Source organism: uncultured Paracoccus sp. (assembly GCF_945915435.1).
GTDB lineage: Bacteria > Pseudomonadota > Alphaproteobacteria > Rhodobacterales > Rhodobacteraceae > Paracoccus.
Genome location: NZ_CAMEFG010000060.1, coordinates 1 through 19,399 on the forward strand (window position 1 = coordinate 1; position 19,399 = coordinate 19,399).

At 64.5% G+C, this 19,399-nt stretch carries 19 protein-coding genes and 2 pseudogenes; 16 read left to right on the forward strand and 5 right to left on the reverse strand.

Going from position 1 to position 19,399, the window contains the following annotated elements:
- From Q0O97_RS15915 to Q0O97_RS15970, 13 genes and pseudogenes are all read left to right on the forward strand, one after another.
- Nucleotides 1-112: pseudogene (locus Q0O97_RS15915) on the forward strand (bifunctional methylenetetrahydrofolate dehydrogenase/methenyltetrahydrofolate cyclohydrolase); the annotation flags it as partial.
- 41 nt (nt 113-153) lie between these two features.
- The gene (purU, locus tag Q0O97_RS15920) at nt 154-1,038 is read left to right on the forward strand and encodes a formyltetrahydrofolate deformylase (protein ID WP_294931597.1); all 885 of its coding nucleotides are present in this window, start codon (nt 154-156) and stop codon (nt 1,036-1,038) included.
- Between the two features lie 24 nt (nt 1,039-1,062).
- On the forward strand, nt 1,063-1,929 hold the full coding sequence (locus tag Q0O97_RS15925; protein WP_294931600.1) for a LysR substrate-binding domain-containing protein: 867 nt from the start codon (nt 1,063-1,065) through the stop codon (nt 1,927-1,929).
- Nucleotides 1,930-2,139: 210 nt separating this feature from the next.
- The gene (locus Q0O97_RS15930) at nt 2,140-4,197 is read left to right on the forward strand and encodes a hydantoinase/oxoprolinase family protein (RefSeq protein ID WP_294931603.1); all 2,058 of its coding nucleotides are present in this window, start codon (nt 2,140-2,142) and stop codon (nt 4,195-4,197) included.
- Complete coding sequence (locus Q0O97_RS15935) at nt 4,190-5,884, forward strand: hydantoinase B/oxoprolinase family protein (protein ID WP_294931606.1); 1,695 nt, start codon at nt 4,190-4,192, stop codon at nt 5,882-5,884. The genes Q0O97_RS15930 and Q0O97_RS15935 overlap by 8 nt, the downstream gene beginning before the upstream one ends.
- Nucleotides 5,885-5,923: 39 nt before the next feature.
- Entirely contained in the window at nt 5,924-6,913 is a 990-nt protein-coding gene (locus tag Q0O97_RS15940; RefSeq protein ID WP_294931611.1) for a TRAP transporter substrate-binding protein, read from the forward strand.
- 59 nt (nt 6,914-6,972) lie between these two features.
- Nucleotides 6,973-7,488: a TRAP transporter small permease gene (locus Q0O97_RS15945; protein WP_294931615.1), complete on the forward strand. Its 516-nt coding sequence runs from the start codon at nt 6,973-6,975 to the stop codon at nt 7,486-7,488.
- Nucleotides 7,489-7,500: 12 nt separating this feature from the next.
- Complete coding sequence (locus Q0O97_RS15950; protein WP_294931618.1) at nt 7,501-8,805, forward strand: TRAP transporter large permease subunit; 1,305 nt, start codon at nt 7,501-7,503, stop codon at nt 8,803-8,805.
- 11 nt (nt 8,806-8,816) lie between these two features.
- Nucleotides 8,817-9,557 carry an SDR family oxidoreductase gene (locus Q0O97_RS15955; protein ID WP_294931620.1) on the forward strand — a complete coding sequence of 247 codons (741 nt, stop codon included), beginning with the start codon at nt 8,817-8,819 and terminating at the stop codon, nt 9,555-9,557.
- Nucleotides 9,554-10,567, forward strand: a complete 1,014-nt coding sequence (locus tag Q0O97_RS15960; protein WP_294931623.1) for a Gfo/Idh/MocA family oxidoreductase — start codon at nt 9,554-9,556, stop codon at nt 10,565-10,567. Before Q0O97_RS15955 ends, Q0O97_RS15960 begins: the two co-directional genes overlap by 4 nt.
- 14 nt (nt 10,568-10,581) lie before the next feature.
- Nucleotides 10,582-11,325 (forward strand): GntR family transcriptional regulator, encoded by a 744-nt coding sequence (locus tag Q0O97_RS15965; protein WP_294931626.1) that lies wholly within the window; start codon nt 10,582-10,584, stop codon nt 11,323-11,325.
- Between the two features lie 118 nt (nt 11,326-11,443).
- Entirely contained in the window at nt 11,444-11,620 is a 177-nt protein-coding gene (locus Q0O97_RS17505; protein WP_366125266.1) for a transposase, read from the forward strand.
- A 594-nt stretch (nt 11,621-12,214) separates the two neighbouring features.
- Entirely contained in the window at nt 12,215-12,577 is a 363-nt protein-coding gene (locus tag Q0O97_RS15970) for a DUF488 family protein (RefSeq protein WP_294931629.1), read from the forward strand.
- Between the two features lie 12 nt (nt 12,578-12,589).
- Here Q0O97_RS15970 and Q0O97_RS15975 read toward each other — a convergent pair whose 3' ends face one another.
- Nucleotides 12,590-13,021, reverse strand: a complete 432-nt coding sequence (locus Q0O97_RS15975) for an Rrf2 family transcriptional regulator (RefSeq protein ID WP_294931632.1) — start codon at nt 13,019-13,021, stop codon at nt 12,590-12,592.
- 107 nt (nt 13,022-13,128) lie between these two features.
- Between Q0O97_RS15975 and hmpA the strand changes: the two genes are divergently transcribed.
- On the forward strand, nt 13,129-14,337 hold the full coding sequence (gene hmpA / locus Q0O97_RS15980) for an NO-inducible flavohemoprotein (protein ID WP_294931635.1): 1,209 nt from the start codon (nt 13,129-13,131) through the stop codon (nt 14,335-14,337).
- 75 nt (nt 14,338-14,412) lie between these two features.
- On the opposite strand, the gene Q0O97_RS15985 is transcribed toward hmpA, so the two are convergent.
- Complete coding sequence (locus Q0O97_RS15985; RefSeq protein WP_294931638.1) at nt 14,413-16,428, reverse strand: glycosyltransferase family 2 protein; 2,016 nt, start codon at nt 16,426-16,428, stop codon at nt 14,413-14,415.
- Between the two features lie 87 nt (nt 16,429-16,515).
- Nucleotides 16,516-17,664 carry a glutamine-hydrolyzing carbamoyl-phosphate synthase small subunit gene (gene carA / locus Q0O97_RS15990; protein WP_294931642.1) on the reverse strand — a complete coding sequence of 383 codons (1,149 nt, stop codon included), beginning with the start codon at nt 17,662-17,664 and terminating at the stop codon, nt 16,516-16,518.
- A gap of 158 nt (nt 17,665-17,822) precedes the next feature.
- Here carA and Q0O97_RS15995 point away from each other — a divergent pair, with 158 nt between their 5' ends.
- Nucleotides 17,823-18,287 (forward strand): GatB/YqeY domain-containing protein, encoded by a 465-nt coding sequence (locus Q0O97_RS15995; protein WP_294931645.1) that lies wholly within the window; start codon nt 17,823-17,825, stop codon nt 18,285-18,287.
- Nucleotides 18,284-18,469, forward strand: coding sequence for a DUF3008 family protein (locus tag Q0O97_RS16000; protein WP_294931648.1), 186 nt, complete (start codon nt 18,284-18,286; stop codon nt 18,467-18,469). The genes Q0O97_RS15995 and Q0O97_RS16000 overlap by 4 nt, the downstream gene beginning before the upstream one ends.
- Before the next feature lie 36 nt (nt 18,470-18,505).
- Here the strand turns inward: Q0O97_RS16000 and Q0O97_RS16005 are convergent, their stop codons facing one another.
- Nucleotides 18,506-19,024, reverse strand: coding sequence for a DUF2244 domain-containing protein (locus Q0O97_RS16005; RefSeq protein WP_294931651.1), 519 nt, complete (start codon nt 19,022-19,024; stop codon nt 18,506-18,508).
- A gap of 82 nt (nt 19,025-19,106) precedes the next feature.
- Nucleotides 19,107-19,399 (reverse strand): annotated as a pseudogene (locus Q0O97_RS16010) (cytochrome c oxidase subunit I); the annotation flags it as partial.

The following is a 19,399-nucleotide window of genomic DNA, read 5'->3' on the forward strand; positions in this document are numbered from 1 at the left end:
CCCGGTGCCGGGCGGCGTCGGCCCGATGACCATCGCCTGCCTGCTTGCCAATACCCTGACTGCCTGCTACCGCGCCAACGCGCTGCCTGAACCGCAAGCCCTGTCGGCCTGACCCCATTGTCCGCACCACCTGTCCTGAAAAGAGCAAGAGCCATGCAGAAATATTGCCTGACCGTGACCTGCCCCACGCGGCGCGGGATCGTCGCTGCCATTTCGACCTATCTGGCCCAGAACGGCTGCAACATCGTCGACAGCTCGCAATTCGACGACCTGTCCAACAGCCGCTTCTTCATGCGGGTCAGCTTCACCTCGGAAGAGGGCTGCGACCTGGCCAGCCTGCGCGAGGGCTTCCAGCCCACCGCCGGAGAATTCGAGATGACCGCCAGCTTCCACGACCAGACCGAGCGGATGAAGGTCATCATCATGGTCAGCCGCTTCGGCCATTGCCTGAACGACCTGCTCTATCGCTGGCGGATCGGTGCGCTGCCGGTCGATATCGTCGCGGTCATCAGCAATCACATGGATTACCAGAAGCTGGTGGTGAACCACGACATTCCCTTTCACTGTATCCGGGTGACGCCCGACAACAAGCCCCAGGCCGAGGCGTCGATCATGCAGATCGTGCGCGACACAGGCGCCGAACTGATCGTCCTGGCGCGCTACATGCAAGTGCTGTCGGACCAGATGTGCCGGGAAATGTCGGGGCGGATCATCAATATCCACCACTCTTTCCTGCCCAGTTTCAAGGGCGCCAACCCCTACAAGCAGGCGTTCGAGCGCGGCGTGAAGCTGATCGGAGCGACCAGCCATTACGTCACCGCCGACCTGGACGAAGGCCCGATCATCGAACAGGACACGATCCGCGTCACCCATGCGCAGTCGCCCGAGGATTACGTCAGCCTTGGCCGCGACGTCGAGGCGCAGGTGCTGGCCCGCGCCATCCACGCCCATATCCATCACCGGGTTTTCCTGAATGGCGACAAGACCGTGGTTTTCCCCGCCTCGCCCGGCAGCCACGCCAGCGAGAGAATGGGCTGAGCAGGACCGGGGTGGGGCAAGGACATGCGCGAGCTTCCCCATCTCGTCTACCTTCAGGCCTTCGAGGCGGCGGCGCGGCATCTCAGCTTTACCCGCGCCGCGGATGAACTGAACTGCACGCAGGCCGCCATCAGCCAGCGGGTCCGCGCGCTGGAACAATATTTCGGCCGCCCGCTGTTTCGTCGCCAGCCCAGCGGGTTGGAACTCAGTTCGGCCGGCAAGGCCTACCTGCCCGGCATCACGCAGGCGCTGGACATGGCCGAGGCGGCGACGCGCGGCCTGACCGGGCGGCGCGAGCGGCAAGGGATCACGATCTCGGCCCCGATATCGTTCCTGAACCTGTGGCTTGCACCGCGATTGCGCGGGTTCATGGCCGATCACCCCGAGGTCTCGGTGCAACTCAACAGTTCGATCTGGACCGATCCGAACAGCGACCTGGCCGATATCGGCTTTGCCTTCGAAAAGGCGGACCTGGCCGCGCCAGAGGCCGCCGTCCTGTCGCATGAGCGCCTGGTTCCGGCAGGTCCGCCGCATCTGGCCACGCTGGCGGCGCTGCCCGAGATGCCCCGGATCGAGGTGCAGGGGAAATATTCGCTTTGGGACATGTGGGCCGAGGCGATGAAGCTGCGCCCGTCATCGGGCCAGCCGGTGCTGCGCGTCGATACCGCGATTTCCGCGCTGGAACTGGCCGCAGCCGGGGCGGGGCTGACGGTGGTCTATTCCACCTATGCGGCGGGGTTTTCGGCAACGGGACGAATCGCGCTGCCTTTCGGGCAGGGCGTGGCCGTGCCCCATGTCCTGACCATGACCCGCAACGCCAAGCGCAAGGAAACCGCTGCGGTCCGCAGCTTCATGGCCTGGGCGGCAGGGCAGTTTCCAGCAGCCGGGTGAGGCCGCTCAACCCCTTGATCGCGCTGGCTTGCCTGCCCTGATTCCCGCTTTGTTTCAGTATCCAGTTTGAACGCCCAACGGCATTTTTCTGCGCAAACCGGGCTGAAAACATTTGACGCATGGTATCCAGAATGCATACTGAATTTAAGGAATCGAATTTCACACAGGGACGATATGTGAAATTCTTATTTAATTTCAGGAGAGTAATGAATGGGAGACTGGGTGATCGGGGTCGATGTCGGTGGCACCTTCACCGATTTTTCGGCGCGGCAACTCTCGACGGGGCGCTCGGTGCTGCATAAGCGTCCCTCGACGCCGCAGGACCCGTCCGAGGCGATCTTGAGCGGGTTGCAGGAATTGCAGGCCAAGGCCGGAATCGACGGCGACGACATCGCCCGCTTTGCCCACGGCACGACGGTCGCGACCAATGCGCTGTTGCAGCGCAAGGGGGCAAAGACCGGGCTGGTGACGACGAAGGGGTTTCGCGACCTGCTGGAAATCGGCCGCCAGGTCCGCCCCGCCATCTACGACCTGCAAGCCGACGCGCCCCCGCCGCTGGTCGAACGCGCCGACAGGCTGGAGATCGCCGAGCGGATCGGTCCCAGGGGCGAAGCGATCATCGAGCTGACCGATGCGGAAATCGAGGCGCTGATTGCCGAGTTGCGCGGGATCGAGGATCTGGAATCCATCGCCGTCTGCCTGATCTTTTCCTTTCTGAACCCCGCGCATGAGCAACGCATCGCAGAGGCGATCCGCCGGGCCTGTCCGAACCTCTACGTCTCGATCTCAAGCGAGGTGCATCCCGAGTTCCGCGAATACGAACGCTTCTCGACCACGGTCATCAACGCCTTCCTGCAACCCGAGGTCGGGCGCTACATGGACCGGCTCAGCGCCGCGATCCAGAAGATCGCGCCCAGGGCCGCGCTGGGCATCTTCCAGTCGGCGGGCGGGCTGATGACCATCGAACAGGCCTCGCGCTTTCCGGTGCGCACGGCGCTGTCGGGACCTGCCGCCGGTGCGGTCGGGGCCGCCGCCGCCGCGGAAATGTCGGGGACCCCGAATATCATCACGCTGGACATCGGCGGCACCAGCACCGACGTCGCTCTGATCCAGGGCGGCAAGGTCGGCACCTCGAACCTGCGCGACATCGCCGGTTTCCGCATCCGCCTGCCGACGGTCGACATCCATACGGTCGGCGCGGGCGGCGGCTCGATCGCCCATCTGGGCAGCGACGGCCTGCTGAAGGTCGGCCCGATGAGCGCGGGCGCCGTGCCCGGTCCCGCCTGCTACGGCCGGGGGGGCGACAAGCCCACGGTTTCGGACGCCAACGTGGTGCTGGGCCGCCTGCCTGCCCGTCTTGCCGACGGTTTCCGCATCGACGCCGATCTGGCGCGCGAGGCCGTCCGGCAGATCGCGGCGCCGCTGGATCTGCCGCTGGAAAAGGCCGCGCACGGGATCGTCAGCATCGCCGCCTCGAACATGGCGCGGGCGATCCGGGCGGTGTCCATCGAAAAGGGGCAGGACCCGCGCGATTTCACGCTGATGTGCTTTGGCGGCGCGGGGGGGCTGCATGCGGCGGACGTGGCCGACATCCTGGCGATGCGCCGCATCCTGATTCCGCGCGCGCCGGGCATCCTGTGCGCCGAGGGGCTGATCGTCGCCGATTTGCAGGAGAACTATGTCACGACCTGCCGCAGCCCGCTGAACGGCGATCTGACGGTGATCGAGGAGGCCCTTGGACGGCTGAGCGAACAGGCCGAGGAATGGCTGTCCGCACCGGGCGAGGACGACGCCTTCATCACCAGCCGCAACCAGACCGTGATCCTGGACCTGCGCTATATCGGCCAGAACTACGAACTGCCGGTCGAGATCGGCACGGGCCGCCATGCCCCCGCCTTGCCCGCCGTGCAGGATCTGAAACAGGCGTTCTTTCGCCAGCACGAGGCTGCCTATGGCCACCACGATCCCGATGCCGGGGTCGAGGTCGTCAACCTTCGCATCCGCGCCACGATGGAACTTGCCAAGCAGGCCGTCGATACCGCCCGTCCCACGGGCGAGGCGCAGCCCGCCGCGACCGAACGGATCTGGTTCGAGCGGACCGGCTTTGTCCCCACCCCCGTCTATGGCCGCGAGGGGCTGGCCGAGGGCAGCCATATCATCGGCCCGGCCCTGATCACGCAATTCGACACCACGACGCTGGTGCCGCCCGGCTGGACGCTGCGCATCGACGCCGCGATGAACATGATTATGGAGCGCAACGATGACTGAAGCCGTCACGCTGGACCCGATCACCACCGAAATAAGCTGGAACAGCCTGCGCTCGATCGCCGACGAATGCTTTCTGACGCTGATGCGCAGCGCGTTTTCCACCAATATCAAGGAACGCCATGACCATTCGACCGCCATCGCCGACCGCAATGGCAGGCTGATCGTGCAGGCCGAAAATGCGCTGCCGATCCATCTGGCGTCGATGTCGGGGCTGATCGGGTTGATCCTGGACCAATACTCCGACAGCCTCGCGCCGGGCGACATCTTCATCGCCAACGATCCGCATGTGGCGGGCGGCTCGCACCTGCCCGACATCAACATGGCGATGCCGGTCTTCGATGGCGAGCGGCTGCTGGGCTTTGTCGCCAATATCGTCCACCACGCCGATGTGGGCGGGGCCTCGGTCGGGTCGATGTCGGGCGGCCTGAACGAGATCTACAAGGAAGGTTTGCGCATCCCCATCCTGCGCCTGTTCCGCCAGGGCCAGGTCTGCAACGACATCATGCGGCTGCTGCTGCTGAACATGCGCCTGCCCGACGAGAGGCTGGGCGACCTGAACGCGCAGATCGCCGCCGTCAAGATCGGCGTGAAGCGGCTGGGCGAGATGGTCGCCCGTCACGGCGCGGATCATCTGGTGGTCCTGTGCGACGAGATCGTCAGCCGCACCAACCTGCGCATGCGCAATGCCATCGCGCGCATTCCCGACGGCGATTATGGCTTTGCCGACGTGATGGACGACGACGGGCTGGGAACCGAGGACGTGCGCATCGCCCTGACCATCCGCAAGACCGGCGAAAAGATCGTCTTCGATTTCACCGGGACCTCGGCCCAGGTGCCGGGCAATTTCAACATGACGCTGAACACCACGAAATCGGCGGTCTGCTATGCGCTCAAGGCGCTGCTGGACCCCGAAGTGCCCAACAACCAGGGCATTTTCGATGCCATCGAGATCGTGGCCGAGCCGGGCAGCTTCGTGAATTGCGCCCATCCGGCGGGGGTGGCGATGCGCGCCAATTCCTGCCAGCGCGTGGTTGACGTGGTGCTGGGCGCCTTTGCCGACGCGCTGCCCGACCGTGTCGTGGGGGCGGCGAACGGCGCCAACACCAGCGCCGTTTTCGCGGGCACCGATCCGCAGACGGGCAATTCCTACGTCTACCTGGAAACGCTGGGCGGCGGCATGGGCGCGCGGGCGGCCAAGGACGGCAAGGACGGGGTGCAGGTCCATATCACCAACACCGCCAACCTTCCGGTCGAGGCGATCGAACTGGAATATCCCCTGCGGGTCGAGGAATATTCGCTGATCCCCGATTCCGGCGGGGCAGGCAGGTATCGCGGCGGCATGGGTATCCGCCGCGCGATCCGCCCGATCGGCCATCTGTGCGAATTCAACGGCGTGGGCGAACGCTTCCGTCACCAGCCCTGGGGCGTCTTTGGCGGCAAGCCGGGCGCGACGGGCGAATTCTACCTGCGCAATGTCGACGGTACATCGCGGGACCTGCCCTCGAAGGTCACGGGCGTCTTCGTGCCCGAAGAAACCGTGGTCGTCATCGAAACCCCCGGCGCCGGGGGCTACGGCGACCCGGCCGAGCGCGCCCCCGAGGCCATCGCCGGGGATCTGGCGTCCGGCAAGTTCACCCAAGGCTTCATCGACCGGCACTATCGCCCGGCCGGTGGCGCCCAAGAATAACAACCATCCCTGTCAACACATCAACAGAGAGGAAAAATCATGCAAAACAAAGTCCTGAGCGCGGCATTTTCCCTGATGGCCATGTCGGGCGCGGCCCTTGCGCAAAGCCATTCATGGGATCTTGCCAACGAATACGGCGAGACGACCATCATGGGCGAGGCCGACAAGATCTTTATCGAGGCGGTGCATGAGGCATCGGGCGGCGATATCCGCATCACCGGCCATTACGGCGGTGCCATCGGCTACAAGTCGGTCGATCAGTTCGATGCGGTCGGCGTCGGCGCGCTGGACATGGCCGATACCGTCACGACCTCGCTTTCGGGGATCGAGCCGCTGTTCCTGCTGTCGTCCTTGCCCTTCATCGCCAACACGAACGCCGATGCCCGGCTGCTTTGGGAGGTCGCGCGCCCGCATTACGAAGAGGTGTTCGAAAAGCACAACCAGGTGCTGCTCTGGGCGACGCCCTGGCCGCCGTCGGGGATCTGGGCGCAAAAGCCCATCGCTTCGGCCGAGGATATGAAGGACCTGCGCATCCGCGGCTGGGACGCCAGCGGCGTGCGCACCCTGTCCAATGCCGGGTCCACCGCGATCCAGATCAGCTGGGCGGATACCGTCCCGCAACTTGCGGCAGGCAGCATCAACTCGGTCCTGACCTCGGCCGACGGGGGCGTCAGTTCCAAGTTCTGGGAGTTTCTCGACCATTTCACGGCGGTCAACTACTCGATGGCCCTGAACATGACCCATATGAACAAGGACATCTACGACAGCCTGTCGCCCGAAGAACAGGCGATCCTGCACGAGGCCGCCGAAAAGGCCAGCGAAGCCGCATGGCAGGACCTCGAGGACCGTGTGGCCGAGAATTTCGAGGAAATGCGGGCCAATGGCGTGACCATCACCACCGACATTCCCGCCGATGTGCTGGACTTCCTGAGCGAGGCGGGCCAGCCGGTCTATGAGGAATGGCTGAACGCCGTCGGTCCGGTCGGCCAGCAGATCCTTGACGAATACGCCGAAAAGCGCGGTTCGTAACCCTGCCGGGGCGCGCGGAAGGCCGCGCGCCCTTCACTCATATTTCTGAGGGCGCAAACATGCTTTCTCATGCGGTTATTCGCGTGTCCGGGATCTGTTCGGCTGCCGGGATGGCGGTCTCGGCCATCCTGCTGGTCTATATGGTGGTCCACATCATCCTTGAAATCATCCTGCGAAACTTCTTCGGCGGTTCGACCAATTCGATGGGCGAATATGTCGGCTACGCGACGGGTGCGATGGCCTTTCTGGCGTTGGGCCACACCTTCCTGAGCCGCAAGCACGTCCGGGTCAGCCTGTTGCGCCGCTTTCTGCGCGGCAAGGGCGCCATCGCGGTGGAACTGTTCTGCATCGCGGCGACCTTTGCGATGTTCGCCTTTCTCGCGCGATATATCTGGATGATCCTGGTGCGCGACTATACGCGCGGCTCGGTCAGTCCGACGCTGACGGCCACGCCGACCTGGTATATCGCCGCCGCGCTTTTCGCGGGGCTGGTGATCTTCCTGATCCAGCTTGCCGCATCGGCGCTGGACACCGTCGTCAACGGCGTTCCCGAAGAACAGATCGAGGCAGAGTAAAACATGGAATCCATGATCGTCGCATTCGGTGTCCTTGGCCTGGTCATCTTTTTCCTGGGGATGGGGGTCTGGGTCTTTTCCGGCCTGCTGCTGGTCAGCACAGTCGGCCTTGCCCTGTTCATCGACATGCCCTTTCACCGTATCGGCACCATCCTTGCGCCGCTGGTGATCCGCAGTTCGACCGCGTGGGAGCTGTCGGCAATTCCCATGTTCATCTGGATGGGCGAGATCATCCTGCGAACGGATGTCTCGACCCGCCTGTTCCGCGGCCTGTCGCCGCTGACCTATTACCTGCCGGGGCGGATGCTGCACACCAATATCTTCGGCTCGGCGGTTTTCGCGGCGATCTGCGGTTCCAGCGCGGCCACCACCGTCACCGTCGGCAAGATCACCATCCCCGAGTTGAAGAAGCGCGGCTATTCCAATTCGCTGTCCTATGGCTCGCTTGCCGGGGCGGGCAGCCTGGGGTTGCTGATCCCGCCCTCGATCATGATGATCGTCTACGGCGTTCTGGCCGAGGTCTCGATCTCGCGCCTGTTCGCGGCGGGCATGATACCGGGCCTGATGATCGCGGGCATCTATTCGCTTTACGTCATCGTCTACAGCCTGCTGCGGCCCGAGGTGGCCCCTGCCGACACCAATGCGCCCAGCCTGGGGCAGATGCTGACGGGCGTGGCCAACCTGATTCCCATCGCGATCCTGATCGGGATCGTGCTTGGCGCGATCTATTCGGGCCTGGCCACGCCGTCGGAAACCGCCGCGATCGGGGTTGCCGCGACTCTGGTCTATGCCGCCTGCACCTGGCAACTGTCGTGGAACACGTTCATCGCCAGCCTGACGGCGGCGGTCCATACCAGTTGCATGATTTCCGCGATCATGATCGGCGCGGCCTTCCTGTCCACGGCGATGGGCTTCATGCATGTGCCCCACAATATCGCGACCGTCATCAACGGGCTGGACCTGTCGCCCTACCAACTGATCTTCATCCTGGTGCTGTTCTACCTGCTTCTGGGCATGTTCCTGGAAGGCATCTCGATGATGGTGATGAGCCTGCCGATCACGCTGCCGCTGATCATGGCCGCCGGGTTTGACCCCATCTGGTTCGGCATCTTCCTGATCCTGATGGCCGAACTGGCACAGATCACCCCGCCGGTGGGCTTCAACCTGTTCATCCTGCAAGACCTGACCAAGGCGTCGATCACCCGCATCATCATGGCCTGCGTGCCCTTCTTCCTGCTGATGTGCCTTGGCGTCGCGCTGATCACCGTGTTCCCGCAGATCGTCCTGTGGCTGCCCGACTACCTTTTCCAGCGATGAGGGAGGCTGACGTGAAACGACTGGCTGACAAGGTTTGCGTGGTGACCGGCGCCGCCTCGGGGATCGGGCGGGAAACCGCGCTGGCCTTCCTGCGCGAGGGGGCCGCGGTCCACGCGCTTGACCGTGACGCGCAGGGGCTGGCGCTGCTGGCCGAGCAGCATCCGCAACTGCATGTCGCGGATATCGACGTCACCGATGCGGATGGGGTCGGGCGGTTCCATGCCGGGCTGGACCGGCTGGACGTGCAGTTCAACTGCGCGGGCATGGTGGCCGTGGGCCGGCTGGGCGATTGCACGGCCCAGGACTGGCAACGGTCGCTGAGCCTCAACGTGACCTCGATCTATCTGATGATGCGCGCGGCGGTGGGGCTGATGCTGCCGCGCAAAAGCGGCAGCATCATCAACATCGCCTCGGTGATCTCGTCCATAGGCGCCGCGCCCGACCGCTTCGCCTATGGCGCGACCAAGGCGGCGGTGATCGGCATGACGAAATCGGTCGCGCTGGATTATGCGCCCGCCAATATCCGCTGCAATGCGATCTGCCCTTCGGCGGTGGAGACGCCCTCGATGACCGCGCGGATCGAGGCCATGCCCGACAGCGCCGCCGCCCGGCAGGGCTTCAACGCCCGTCAGCCGCTTGGCCGCATGGGCACCCCGGCCGAGATCGCCGAACTGGCGGTCTATCTTGCCTCGGACCTGTCGGGCTTCATGACCGGCAGCGCCCTGACCATCGACGGAGGAGCAAAGCTGTGACCGATCAACCCCTGCGCGCGGCAATCGTGGGCCTTGGCCGCTGGGGCCGCAACCTTGCCCTGGCCAATGCCGCCAACCCCGATTCCGCCCTGCGCTTTACCCATGCGGCCACCGGGACGCCTGAAAAGGCGCAGGAGTTCTGCGACGAACAGGGGTTGCACCTACTGCCGGACCTGGATGCGGTGCTGGCCAGCGACCGGGTCGATGCCGTCGTCCTGGCCACCCCGCACAGCCAGCACGGCGCGCAGATCTGCCGGGCGGCGCAGGCGGGCAAGCATGTATTCGTGGAAAAGCCGCTGACCCTGGACCTGGCCGAGGCCGAGGCGGCCATCGCCGCCACCCAAGCCGCCGGGGTCAGGCTGTGCGTGGGCTTCAACCGCCGCTTCCTGCCTGCATATCAACAGCTTGGCGAGGGTCTGGCCAAGGGCGCGCTGGGCCGCCCCTTGCATGTCGAAGGCGCGTTTTCCGGCAGCTTCGGCTATCAATATACCGACCGGATGTGGCGCGGCAGCAGCCGGGAAAACCCGGCGGGCGGCATGGCGGCGATGGGCATTCACATCCTGGACGCGATGATCGCCCTGCTTGGCCCGGTGCGGCGCGTGTCGGCGATCAGCCGCCGCATCGCCGTGCCCGCGCAGATCGACGACGTGACCAATGTCATGCTGGACTTCCAATCCGGCGCGACGGGCAGCCTGTCGTCGCTGATGTCCACCGGCAGCTTCTGGCGGCTGCATGTTTTCGGCTCGGCGGGCTGGGCCCAGATGCCGGACCAGGACACGCTGGTCACCTCGGACCTGGAGGGCGCGCAGGAGCGGCGCAGCTTTGACCCCTGCGACAGCCTTGCGCGCGAACTCGACGCCTTTGCCCGCCATGTCCTGACCGGCCAGCCCTATCCGGTGACGCATGATCAGGCCCTGAACGGCGTGGCGGCGATGCAGGCGATCGCGCTTTCCGCCGTGCGTGATGCAGAGTGGACGCAGGTCGGATCAACCGCTACATCCTTGGGATAGCTCACGGTCTCGGGATGAACATGAACAAAGTCGCGGATGAAAGAGACGGGCAGAAGGTCGCCAGAAAGATCCGCGAGGCCATTTTGCGGCTGGAACTGCGGCCCGGCCTGACCCTGGACGAGGCCGACCTGGCCGAACAGATGAGCGTATCCCGCACACCGGTGCGCGAGGCGATCATCCAGCTTATTTCCGACGGGCTGGTGCAGCGGCACGGCCGCAAGGCCATCGTCGCCACGATGGATTTCGACGAGGTGCCCAAGCTTTACGATGCGCTGCTGGTCTCCAGCCGGTTGATCCATCGCCTGGCGGCCGAACATCGCAGCGACGACGATCTTGCCGCGATCCACAAGACCATGCTGGCGTTCGAGCGCAGCAAGGACGTCTCGAACGGGGTCGAGCGTTCCGAGGCCAACCTGCAATTCCACCTGGCGATCTCGCGCGCCGCGCATAATCGCTATTTTTCAACATTCTACGACAATGCGCTGCTGGGGACCATTCGCCTTGCGCGCGCCTGTTTCGCCCAGACCAGCACCGTCGAATACCTGAACCCGACCACGAAAGAGGAACTGGCCGCCCATCTGGCCGAAACCGAACGCCAGCACCGCGCCTTGCATGCCGCGATCAAGGCGGGCGATGTCGAACTGGCCGACAAGCTGGCGGTCGATCATTACGTCCTGACCCGCAACCGCGTCGAGAAGGTCCTGTTCCGGGTCGATCCCGCAGTGGAAAGCCTGGACCTGTCGAAAAAACCGTCCTAGGCCGGATCGGCATTCAGGATTCCGTTGGGGCGGTTCAGGCGATTCATGGAACACCGTGTCGTTGACCACGGAGTTCTGCATCTTGGCGAAACGCCACGATCTGAGCGATGCTCAATGATTGAGGATTTCCGCCCTGCTGCCGGGCAAGGCTGGCGATCCGGGGCGGACGGGACCGGATAACAGGCTGTTCGTGGACGGCTGCCTGTGGGTTTTGCGTTCGGGGGCGCATCGGCGCGACTTGCCGGCGCGCTATGGGAAATGGGAAACCGTTCACCGCCGTTTCAGCCGCCGGTAGCCATGCCGGGGCTTGGGGTCGGTGTTCGAGACGTTGACCGAGGGCCGCGACAACTGATGAATCGACAGGACGATTGACCGGGCGCACCAGCAGCGGGCCAGCGAAAAAGGGGCACGCGATCAGCCGCCGGGGCGTTCCCGAGGCGGGTTCAGCGCCAAGGTCCATATGCTGGCCGATGCCTTGCGATGACCGCTGCACTTCCTTCCCGGGCCAGGCGGGCGACATCATTCAGGGCGGGCCGTTCTGGCCGCCAAAGCTTATGACAGCAATGCGCTGCGGGAGATAATCGCCAGGATGGGCGCCGAGGCTGTCATCCCATCAAGCCGCAGCCGCAAGGTCATCATCCCTCATGACTCTGCGACCTGCCGCCAGCGAAACCGCATCGAACATTTCGGATGCTTCGCCACCCGCTACGACCGAAGGACCATTCATTTCACAGGCTTCATCGCCGCAGCAATGATCTGCTTGAGGTGAATATCGACCCGGCCGCCCGGCCAGTTTTGCAGCGGTTATTCGGCTGGCTGCGTATTCTGCCGGTGACGCGGGGCGCTTTTCCTGACATGGTTGATCAGGTGAATTTGGGGATTGATGGCGATGGCTGCCTTTCCGCTTTGTGTCGCCCGTGTCTACGATCCGCCCGAAGCCTGGGTCGGTGCCAGGCTTCTGGTGGACAGGCTGTGGCCGCGCGGTGTGGCGAAAGCCAGGCTGCGGCTGGACGATTGGCTGAAGGAGGTCGCGCCCTCGACCGGGCTGAGGCAATGGTTCCACGCGGATCCGGCCCGCTGGCCCCAATTTCGGCTGCGCTATCTGGATGAACTTGGGTCCAATCCCGCAGTCGAAACATGTCTGGGTTGGTGCCGCAAGGGGCCGGTGACGTTGCTGACGGCCAGCCGCGACCGCGATCACAATCACGCCGATATCCTGCACGACCACCTTGACGGCCTGCTGCGGAAATAGCCGCCGGGTGCGTCAGGCATTCGCCGCGGCGCCCAATAGCAGATGGCCGAAATCGCCCTTTCGCGCCAGGATATCGGCCAGCGTATATCCATCAAGAACCGCCATGAAGGCTTGCAAGGCCTCGTCCAGCGCCGAGGACAGCCCGCAGGCCGGGGCGATGACGCAACTGCCGCATCCGACCAGATCGAAGTCGTTTTCGGTGTGACGCATCAACGCCCCCACCCGGATCTGCTCGGGGGGGCGCGCCAGCCGAATGCCGCCGTTTCGTCCACGGGTGCTGGTCAGGTAGCCCGCATTCACCAGGTCGTTGACCACCTTCATCAGATGGTTCTGCGATATCCCGTAAGCCTTTGATATTTCATTGATGGGATGCGACGAATCGGGCTGCCGCCCAAGATAAAGCAGCACCCGCATCGCATAGTCGGTATATCGGGTCAGCCGCACGGGGACTCCTGAAAAAATGATGCGTCAGGATTGCATGAATTTCGCCTCCGGTATAGATGCATCATAAATACATGTTTTGACCAAAGCCATCGCCATCGGAGATTTTCATGACCCGCAGCATCAGCCCCCGGACCGTCGAACTGGTCAAGGCTACCGTGCCCGCGCTTGAGGCGCACGGCCTTGACATCGTGCATGAGATGTATGCGCGCTTGTTTCAGAACCCCGATATCCGCGCCCTTTTCAACCAATCCAACCAGGGTCCCAGTGATGCGCAACCGCGCGCGCTGACCGGGGCGATCCTGGCCTATGCCAGCAATATCGAGAATATCGCGGCCCTCGCCCCTGCGGTCGAACGGATCGCGCAAAAGCACGTCGGCCTTCAGATCCTGCCCGAACATTACCCCCATGTCGCCGATGCGCTGCTGGGCGCGATCAGCCATGTGCTGGGCGATTCCGCGACCGAGGAGGTTCTGGCGGCATGGGGCGAAGCTTATTGGTTTCTGGCCGATATCCTGATCGCGCGTGAAAAAAGGATCTATGACCAGCAGGCATCGGCAGAAGGCGGTTGGAGCGGCTGGCGCGACTTCCGTATCGTCGAGGTAATCCCTGAAAGCAGCGTGATCCGTTCGTTCATCCTGCACCCCGTCGATGGGGGTCCCGTGATGGCGCATAAGGCGGGGCAGTATCTGACCTTCTGGTTCGAGATCCCCGGCCATCCGCCGGTCAAGCGGAATTACTCGATCTCTTCGGCGGTTGACGGAAAGGGTTATCGCATCTCGGTGAAGCGCGAACCGATGGGGTTGGCCTCGGGCTGGTTGCATGAACAGCCGGCCGGCACGGTGCTGAAGGTCGCCGCCCCCGCGGGTGAGTTCGTGCTGGCCGATCAGCCGCAACGCCCGGTGGTTCTGCTGTCTGGAGGGGTGGGCCTGACGCCGATGGTTGCCATGCTTGAAACGCTGGTCGCGCAGAATGCGCAGGTGCCGGTGCATTACATCCACGGCACCCACGACCGCAACACCCATGCGATGCGCGATCATGTCCGCGGCCTGGCGGCAGGGCGCGACGACATCCGCATCACCGATTTTCATCAGACCCCGCTGCCGGGTGAGGCCGCAGGCCGGGACTACGACATGGAAGGGCTGATCACCGAGGAGTGGCTGCTGGAAAACACGCCATCGGCGCAGGCCGATTACTATATCTGCGGCCCTCGTCCCTTCCTGCGCGCGGCGGTTCTTGCGCTGTCGCTTGCGGGGGTGGCCTCTGACCGCATCCATTATGAATTCTTTGGCCCGGCGGACGAGTTGCTGGCGGCATAGGATCATCAGCGGCGATCTTGCGCTTGCGTGGATCACCCTTGCCGTCGCTTGCAGGCGGGATCGGCGCGGCATCGGCTAGAAGATCCGGCCTGCAAGGGGGACATCCTTGTTCGCGCCGCCGGGTGGGATTGTTGCGCGCGTCTTGCTGCCCGGCTCGTTTGCCCCGTCGAACAGGCCATGCGCGGTCTTGTCCCAGTAAAAGGGTTTGGCCACCACCTCGTATATCGCCTTCCACCCGGCCAGGCACCCCAGGGGGAAATACAGGTGCATGGTCGGCACCCAGGGGATCAGATGGCGGTGCGCAGTTCCGCGAACGGCCCAGATACCGATTGCGACGCTTAGCAGTTCCGAGGCGATGAACAGGGCGAACAATGCGGGGATGGCGCCGCCGTTCCAAAGCGTTCGCAATCCTTCGCCCAATGGGTGGGGCAGGCCGAATGCCAATAGCCAGAAGCTCCACAGCACCGGCGCAAGAAGGTATAGCGATATCGCGCCCAGGAACTGGACCTGGAAACCGATGAAGCGCCGGGTGCCAAGATCGCGCAACAGTTTCAGAGGGTTGCGCATGTGGACGGCCCATGTCAGCGCATAACCCTTGAGCCACCGAGAGCGTTGCTTGACCCAGGGCAGGGCGCGGCAATTCGCCTCTTCATGGGTGACGGTATCGATCATTTCGGTCCGCCAACCGCGCCTTGCAAGACGGACGCCAAGATCGGCGTCCTCGGTCACGTTCCAGGCGTCCCAGCAGCCGACGCTTTCCAGCGCGTGGCGGCGAAAGAACAGCGTGGTGCCACCCAGCGGAACGACCAGGCCCAGGCTGGCGACGCCGCGCAGGTTCGCCCTGAACCATGATGCGTATTCGATGGTAAAGCAGCGCGCCAGCCAGTTCGTGCGCGGATTGTAGTAGTCCAGCACGCCCTGAACACAGGCGACATCGGGGGCGGCGAAGTGGAAATGACGCGCAACCTTGTGCAACTGGTCCGGTTCGGGCCGGTCCTCGGCATCCCAGACCCCGACGATCCCACCGCGGCAGAAGTTCAGCGCATAGTTCAGCGCCCGCGGCTTGGTCTTGATCGGGCCATCGGGCACCTTCACCACCCGCATCCAGCGGGGCAGGGCGGTGGTTTCCAGCGCCTTGCAGGTGATGCCGTCGGATTCCTCGACGACCAGGATCAGGTCGGTCAACTCGCGCGGATAGGTCAGGCGGGACAGCCGCGCGATCAGCCGGTTGGCGATATCCGATTCCGCGAAAAGCGGCACCATGACCGAGATGACGGGCAGGGGGTCCTTCATCTGGGGCGCTGCGATGCGCAGGGCGGCGAGATCGGCCTTGCGGGCCGCCTGCCTTCTGCCTTCGCGCAGGGTCGCCAGGAAGGCGGCCAGTTTCAGCCCCGTCGCTGCAAGCAATGCCAGGATTGTCCAGAGCGTCAGCAGGGCCAGCATCGTGATCGGAGCCAGCAGCGCCGAAGCTGCAAGGACCGCCAGCAGCCCGGCAGCCAGCCACGGCCTGGCGCTGCGGCAGCTTTCCTGCGCCGCCACGCGGGTTTCGGCCCGCCGGATCAGCGAAATCCGCCGCGAGGCCAGGATCGCATCGCGCATCGCGGTTTCCGAACAGAGCAACATGCGATGTTCGCGCCACCCCTCGGGCAGCGAATCGCGGTGGCGGGCGAATTCCTCGGGCCGCGAGGTCACGATATAGGTGACGCCGCAAACCTGCCGCCAGGGCACGATGCCCGCCGAAAGGCAGAATTCCGCGCCCAACTGGTCGATCAGCCGCGGATCGGGGGGCAGGGCGGCAAGGTCGATCACGCTTGTCCGCCATTGCCGCGAAAGCGCCTGTATCAGCGCCTGTGGGGTGACCCAACCCCGGCTGAGCAGGATTTCCCCCAAGGGCACGTCCTGGCGCTGGCGTATCATCACCGCGCGCAACAGGTTTCGCGGCTCGACAGCCCCGTCTTCCAGCAGAAGCTGGCCAAGCGGGCGGCGGTCGCGCTTGTCGATGATCTGCGTCCGGTCCAGCGCCACGATGGGCGAATCGGAATTGGCAGGCCGAATTTCGGGCTTGCGGGACAGGGCGGTTATGGCGGCCATGTGCGAAATCCGTAACAGGGTTTCGCCATTCATGGCACGCCGGATGTTAAAAACGGGTTAACCCACCCGAGGTTTTCGCATCCGTTTTCAGGTGCGCCGCGCCCTTATATCGGTTGCGAAACGCTGGAACAGGTGGTGGCTGTCCTGCGGGCCGGGGCTGGCCTCGGGGTGGTATTGCACGGAAAAGACGGGGCGATCCTTGATCTGCAAGCCGCAGTTCGATCCGTCGAAAAGGCTGACATGGGTTTCGACGACGCCCTCGGGCAGGGTCTGGCTGTCGACCGCAAAACCGTGGTTCATCGAGGTGATCTCGACCTTGCCGGTGGCGATGTCGCGGACAGGGTGATTCGCGCCGTGATGGCCGTGGCTCATCTTGACGGTCCGGGCGCCAAGGGCCAGCGCAAGTATCTGGTGGCCAAGGCAAATCCCGAAGATCGGCAGATCCTTTTCCAGCAGCGCCCGGATCGTGGGCACGGCATATTCGCCGGTGGCGGCGGGATCGCCGGGACCGTTGGACAGGAACACGCCTTCGGGGTCGCGGGCCAGGATCTCCTCGGCGGTGGCGGTGGCGGGCAGAACCGTCACCTCGGCGCCGGTCGCGGCAAGCGAACGCAGGATGTTGCGCTTGGCGCCGAAGTCCACCGCGACGATGCGATAGGGGCGGTCGCTTTCGGGGCGGGTAAATTCGCCCGGCCAGACCCAGGTGCCTTCGTTCCAGGTATAGCTTTGGGCGCAGGTCACTTCCTTGGCGAGATCGAGACCGACCAGCCCCGTCCAGCCACGGGCGCGGGCGACCAGCGCCTCGATGTCGAATTCGCCATCGGGATCGTGGGCCAGCACGACATGGGGCGCGCCCTGCTGGCGAATCGCACGGGTCAGGCGGCGGGTATCGACGCCGCCGATGCCGATGCGGCCACGCTTTTCCATCCAGCCGATCAGGTCTGACGCGGCGCGCCAGTTCGACGGTTCGGACGGGTCCCATTTGACGACGATGCCGGGGGCGATGGGGTCCTCGGCCTCGTCATCCTGCGGGGTGACGCCGGTATTGCCGATATGGGGAAAGGTGAAGGTCACGACCTGCCCGGCATAGGACGGGTCGGTCATGATTTCCTGATAGCCGGTCATCGCGGTGTTGAAGACCAGTTCGGCCACCACCTCGCCGGTTGCGCCGAAGCCTCGTCCGTAAAAGATGGTTCCGTCAGCCAATGCAAGACAAGCGGTCGGTTTCTGAGGCATGATCGGATCTCCGGCTAAATCGACCGGAAACTAAGGTTCGGTGAGGCGAGCGTCAAGGCCGGAACTTTGCCAGATGATGCCGGGTTGACTCGGGCTGCCCGGCGACCATGACAGACAGTGCCGCCAAGCGTCGCGGCGCAGAAAGCGAAAGGGAATCCATGCAACTTCGTGAGCGCATTCAGGCAGATACGAAAGAGGCGATGAAGGCCAGGGACAGCGCGCGCCTGTCGGTCCTGCGCCTGATCTCGGCTGCGATCAAGGATCGCGAGATCGCCGCAAGGTCCGAAAACGCCGAACATGCCGGCCTGTCGGACGCCGACCTGATCGCGATTTTGTCGAAAATGGTCAAGCAGCGCCAGGAATCGACCCGCGCCTATGAAGAGGGTGGCCGGCTGGAACTGGCCCGGAAGGAAGAGGCCGAGATCGCCGTCATCCAGGGCTATCTGCCGCGGCAGTTGGACGAGGCCGAGATCCGGGCCGCCATCGACGAGGCCGTCGCCCGGCTGGGCGCGTCCTCGGTTCGCGATATGGGCCGGGTGATGGGGGAATTGCGCGGGCGTTACGCCGGCCAGATGGATTTCGGTGCGGTCGGGCCGATCATCAAGGAAAGGTTGATGGGATGAAAGCCACCAGCAAGGCACAGCAACGCGCGGCGGGTGCCGCGCTTTCGGCCAAGCGCGGGGAAACCAGGGTCAAGGACCTGCAAGGCGCCTCGCGCGAGATGTATGACACGATGAGCGAGGCCGAGTTGGAAGAGATGGCCTCGACCAGCCGCGAGGACCTGCCGGAACACAAGGGCGACTGAAGCCGCCCCGGCGCAGGCGGGGCCGTGCGCAGCGGCTCAGCGGACCGCCGCCATGCCGTCGCGCGGCCGGGCAAGCGCGCGGGACAGTTCGGCTTGCAGGGACCGGCGTTCCTCGGGCGACAGGAAGGCGCCAAGCTCGATCTCTCGCTGGCCGTCGGTCAGGGTCAGGTAGTCCTCGACCGGGCCATCGTGGCGTATCATCGGACGCACCCAATAGGGGTTGGTGCGCCAGGTCCGGTCCGGGTGGCCCGGATCGCGGCGCGTCACCACCAGCGATTCGCGGCTGAGGCGAAACACCTCATGCGTGCGGCCCGTGGCATAGCTTTTCTGGATCGCGAACCACAGCGCCCAGATCGCCGCCAGCGCGAAGGGCAGCAGCCCCCACATCGCGGTGGTTCCGGTCACGGCAAGCATCGGCAGGGCCAGCCCCCCGGCGGTCAGGCCGATCACCCAGACGAAACCCCGGCGCGGCAATGACCGATGCGGCCAGAGGTCCAGCCGGATGCTCTGGCCGGGCGGCGGGGTGTCTGGCGGATGGCTCCAACGATAGGGCATGATGCGCTGCTGCCGGTGGCGGTTGAACGAAAAACGGCCCCGGAGATTTCCGGGGCCGTCGTTTTTCATGTGCTGCCCCGCATCAGTGGGCGTGGCCGCGGTCCCAGTCCTCGCGCTTGGGAAGCTGCTCGAACGTGTGTTCGGGCGGGGGCGAGGGCAGGGTCCATTCCAGCGTGTCGGCATGTTCGTTCCAGTAGTTGTTCTGGGTCACGCGCTTGCCCGCGAACAGGGTGTAGAACACGATGCCGATGAACAGCAGGAACGAGGCGAAGGACAGGTAGGCGCCCAGCGAGCTGACATAGTTCCAATAGCTGTAATCCACCGGATAGTCGATGTAGCGGCGCGGCATGCCCTGGCGGCCCAGGAAGTGCTGCG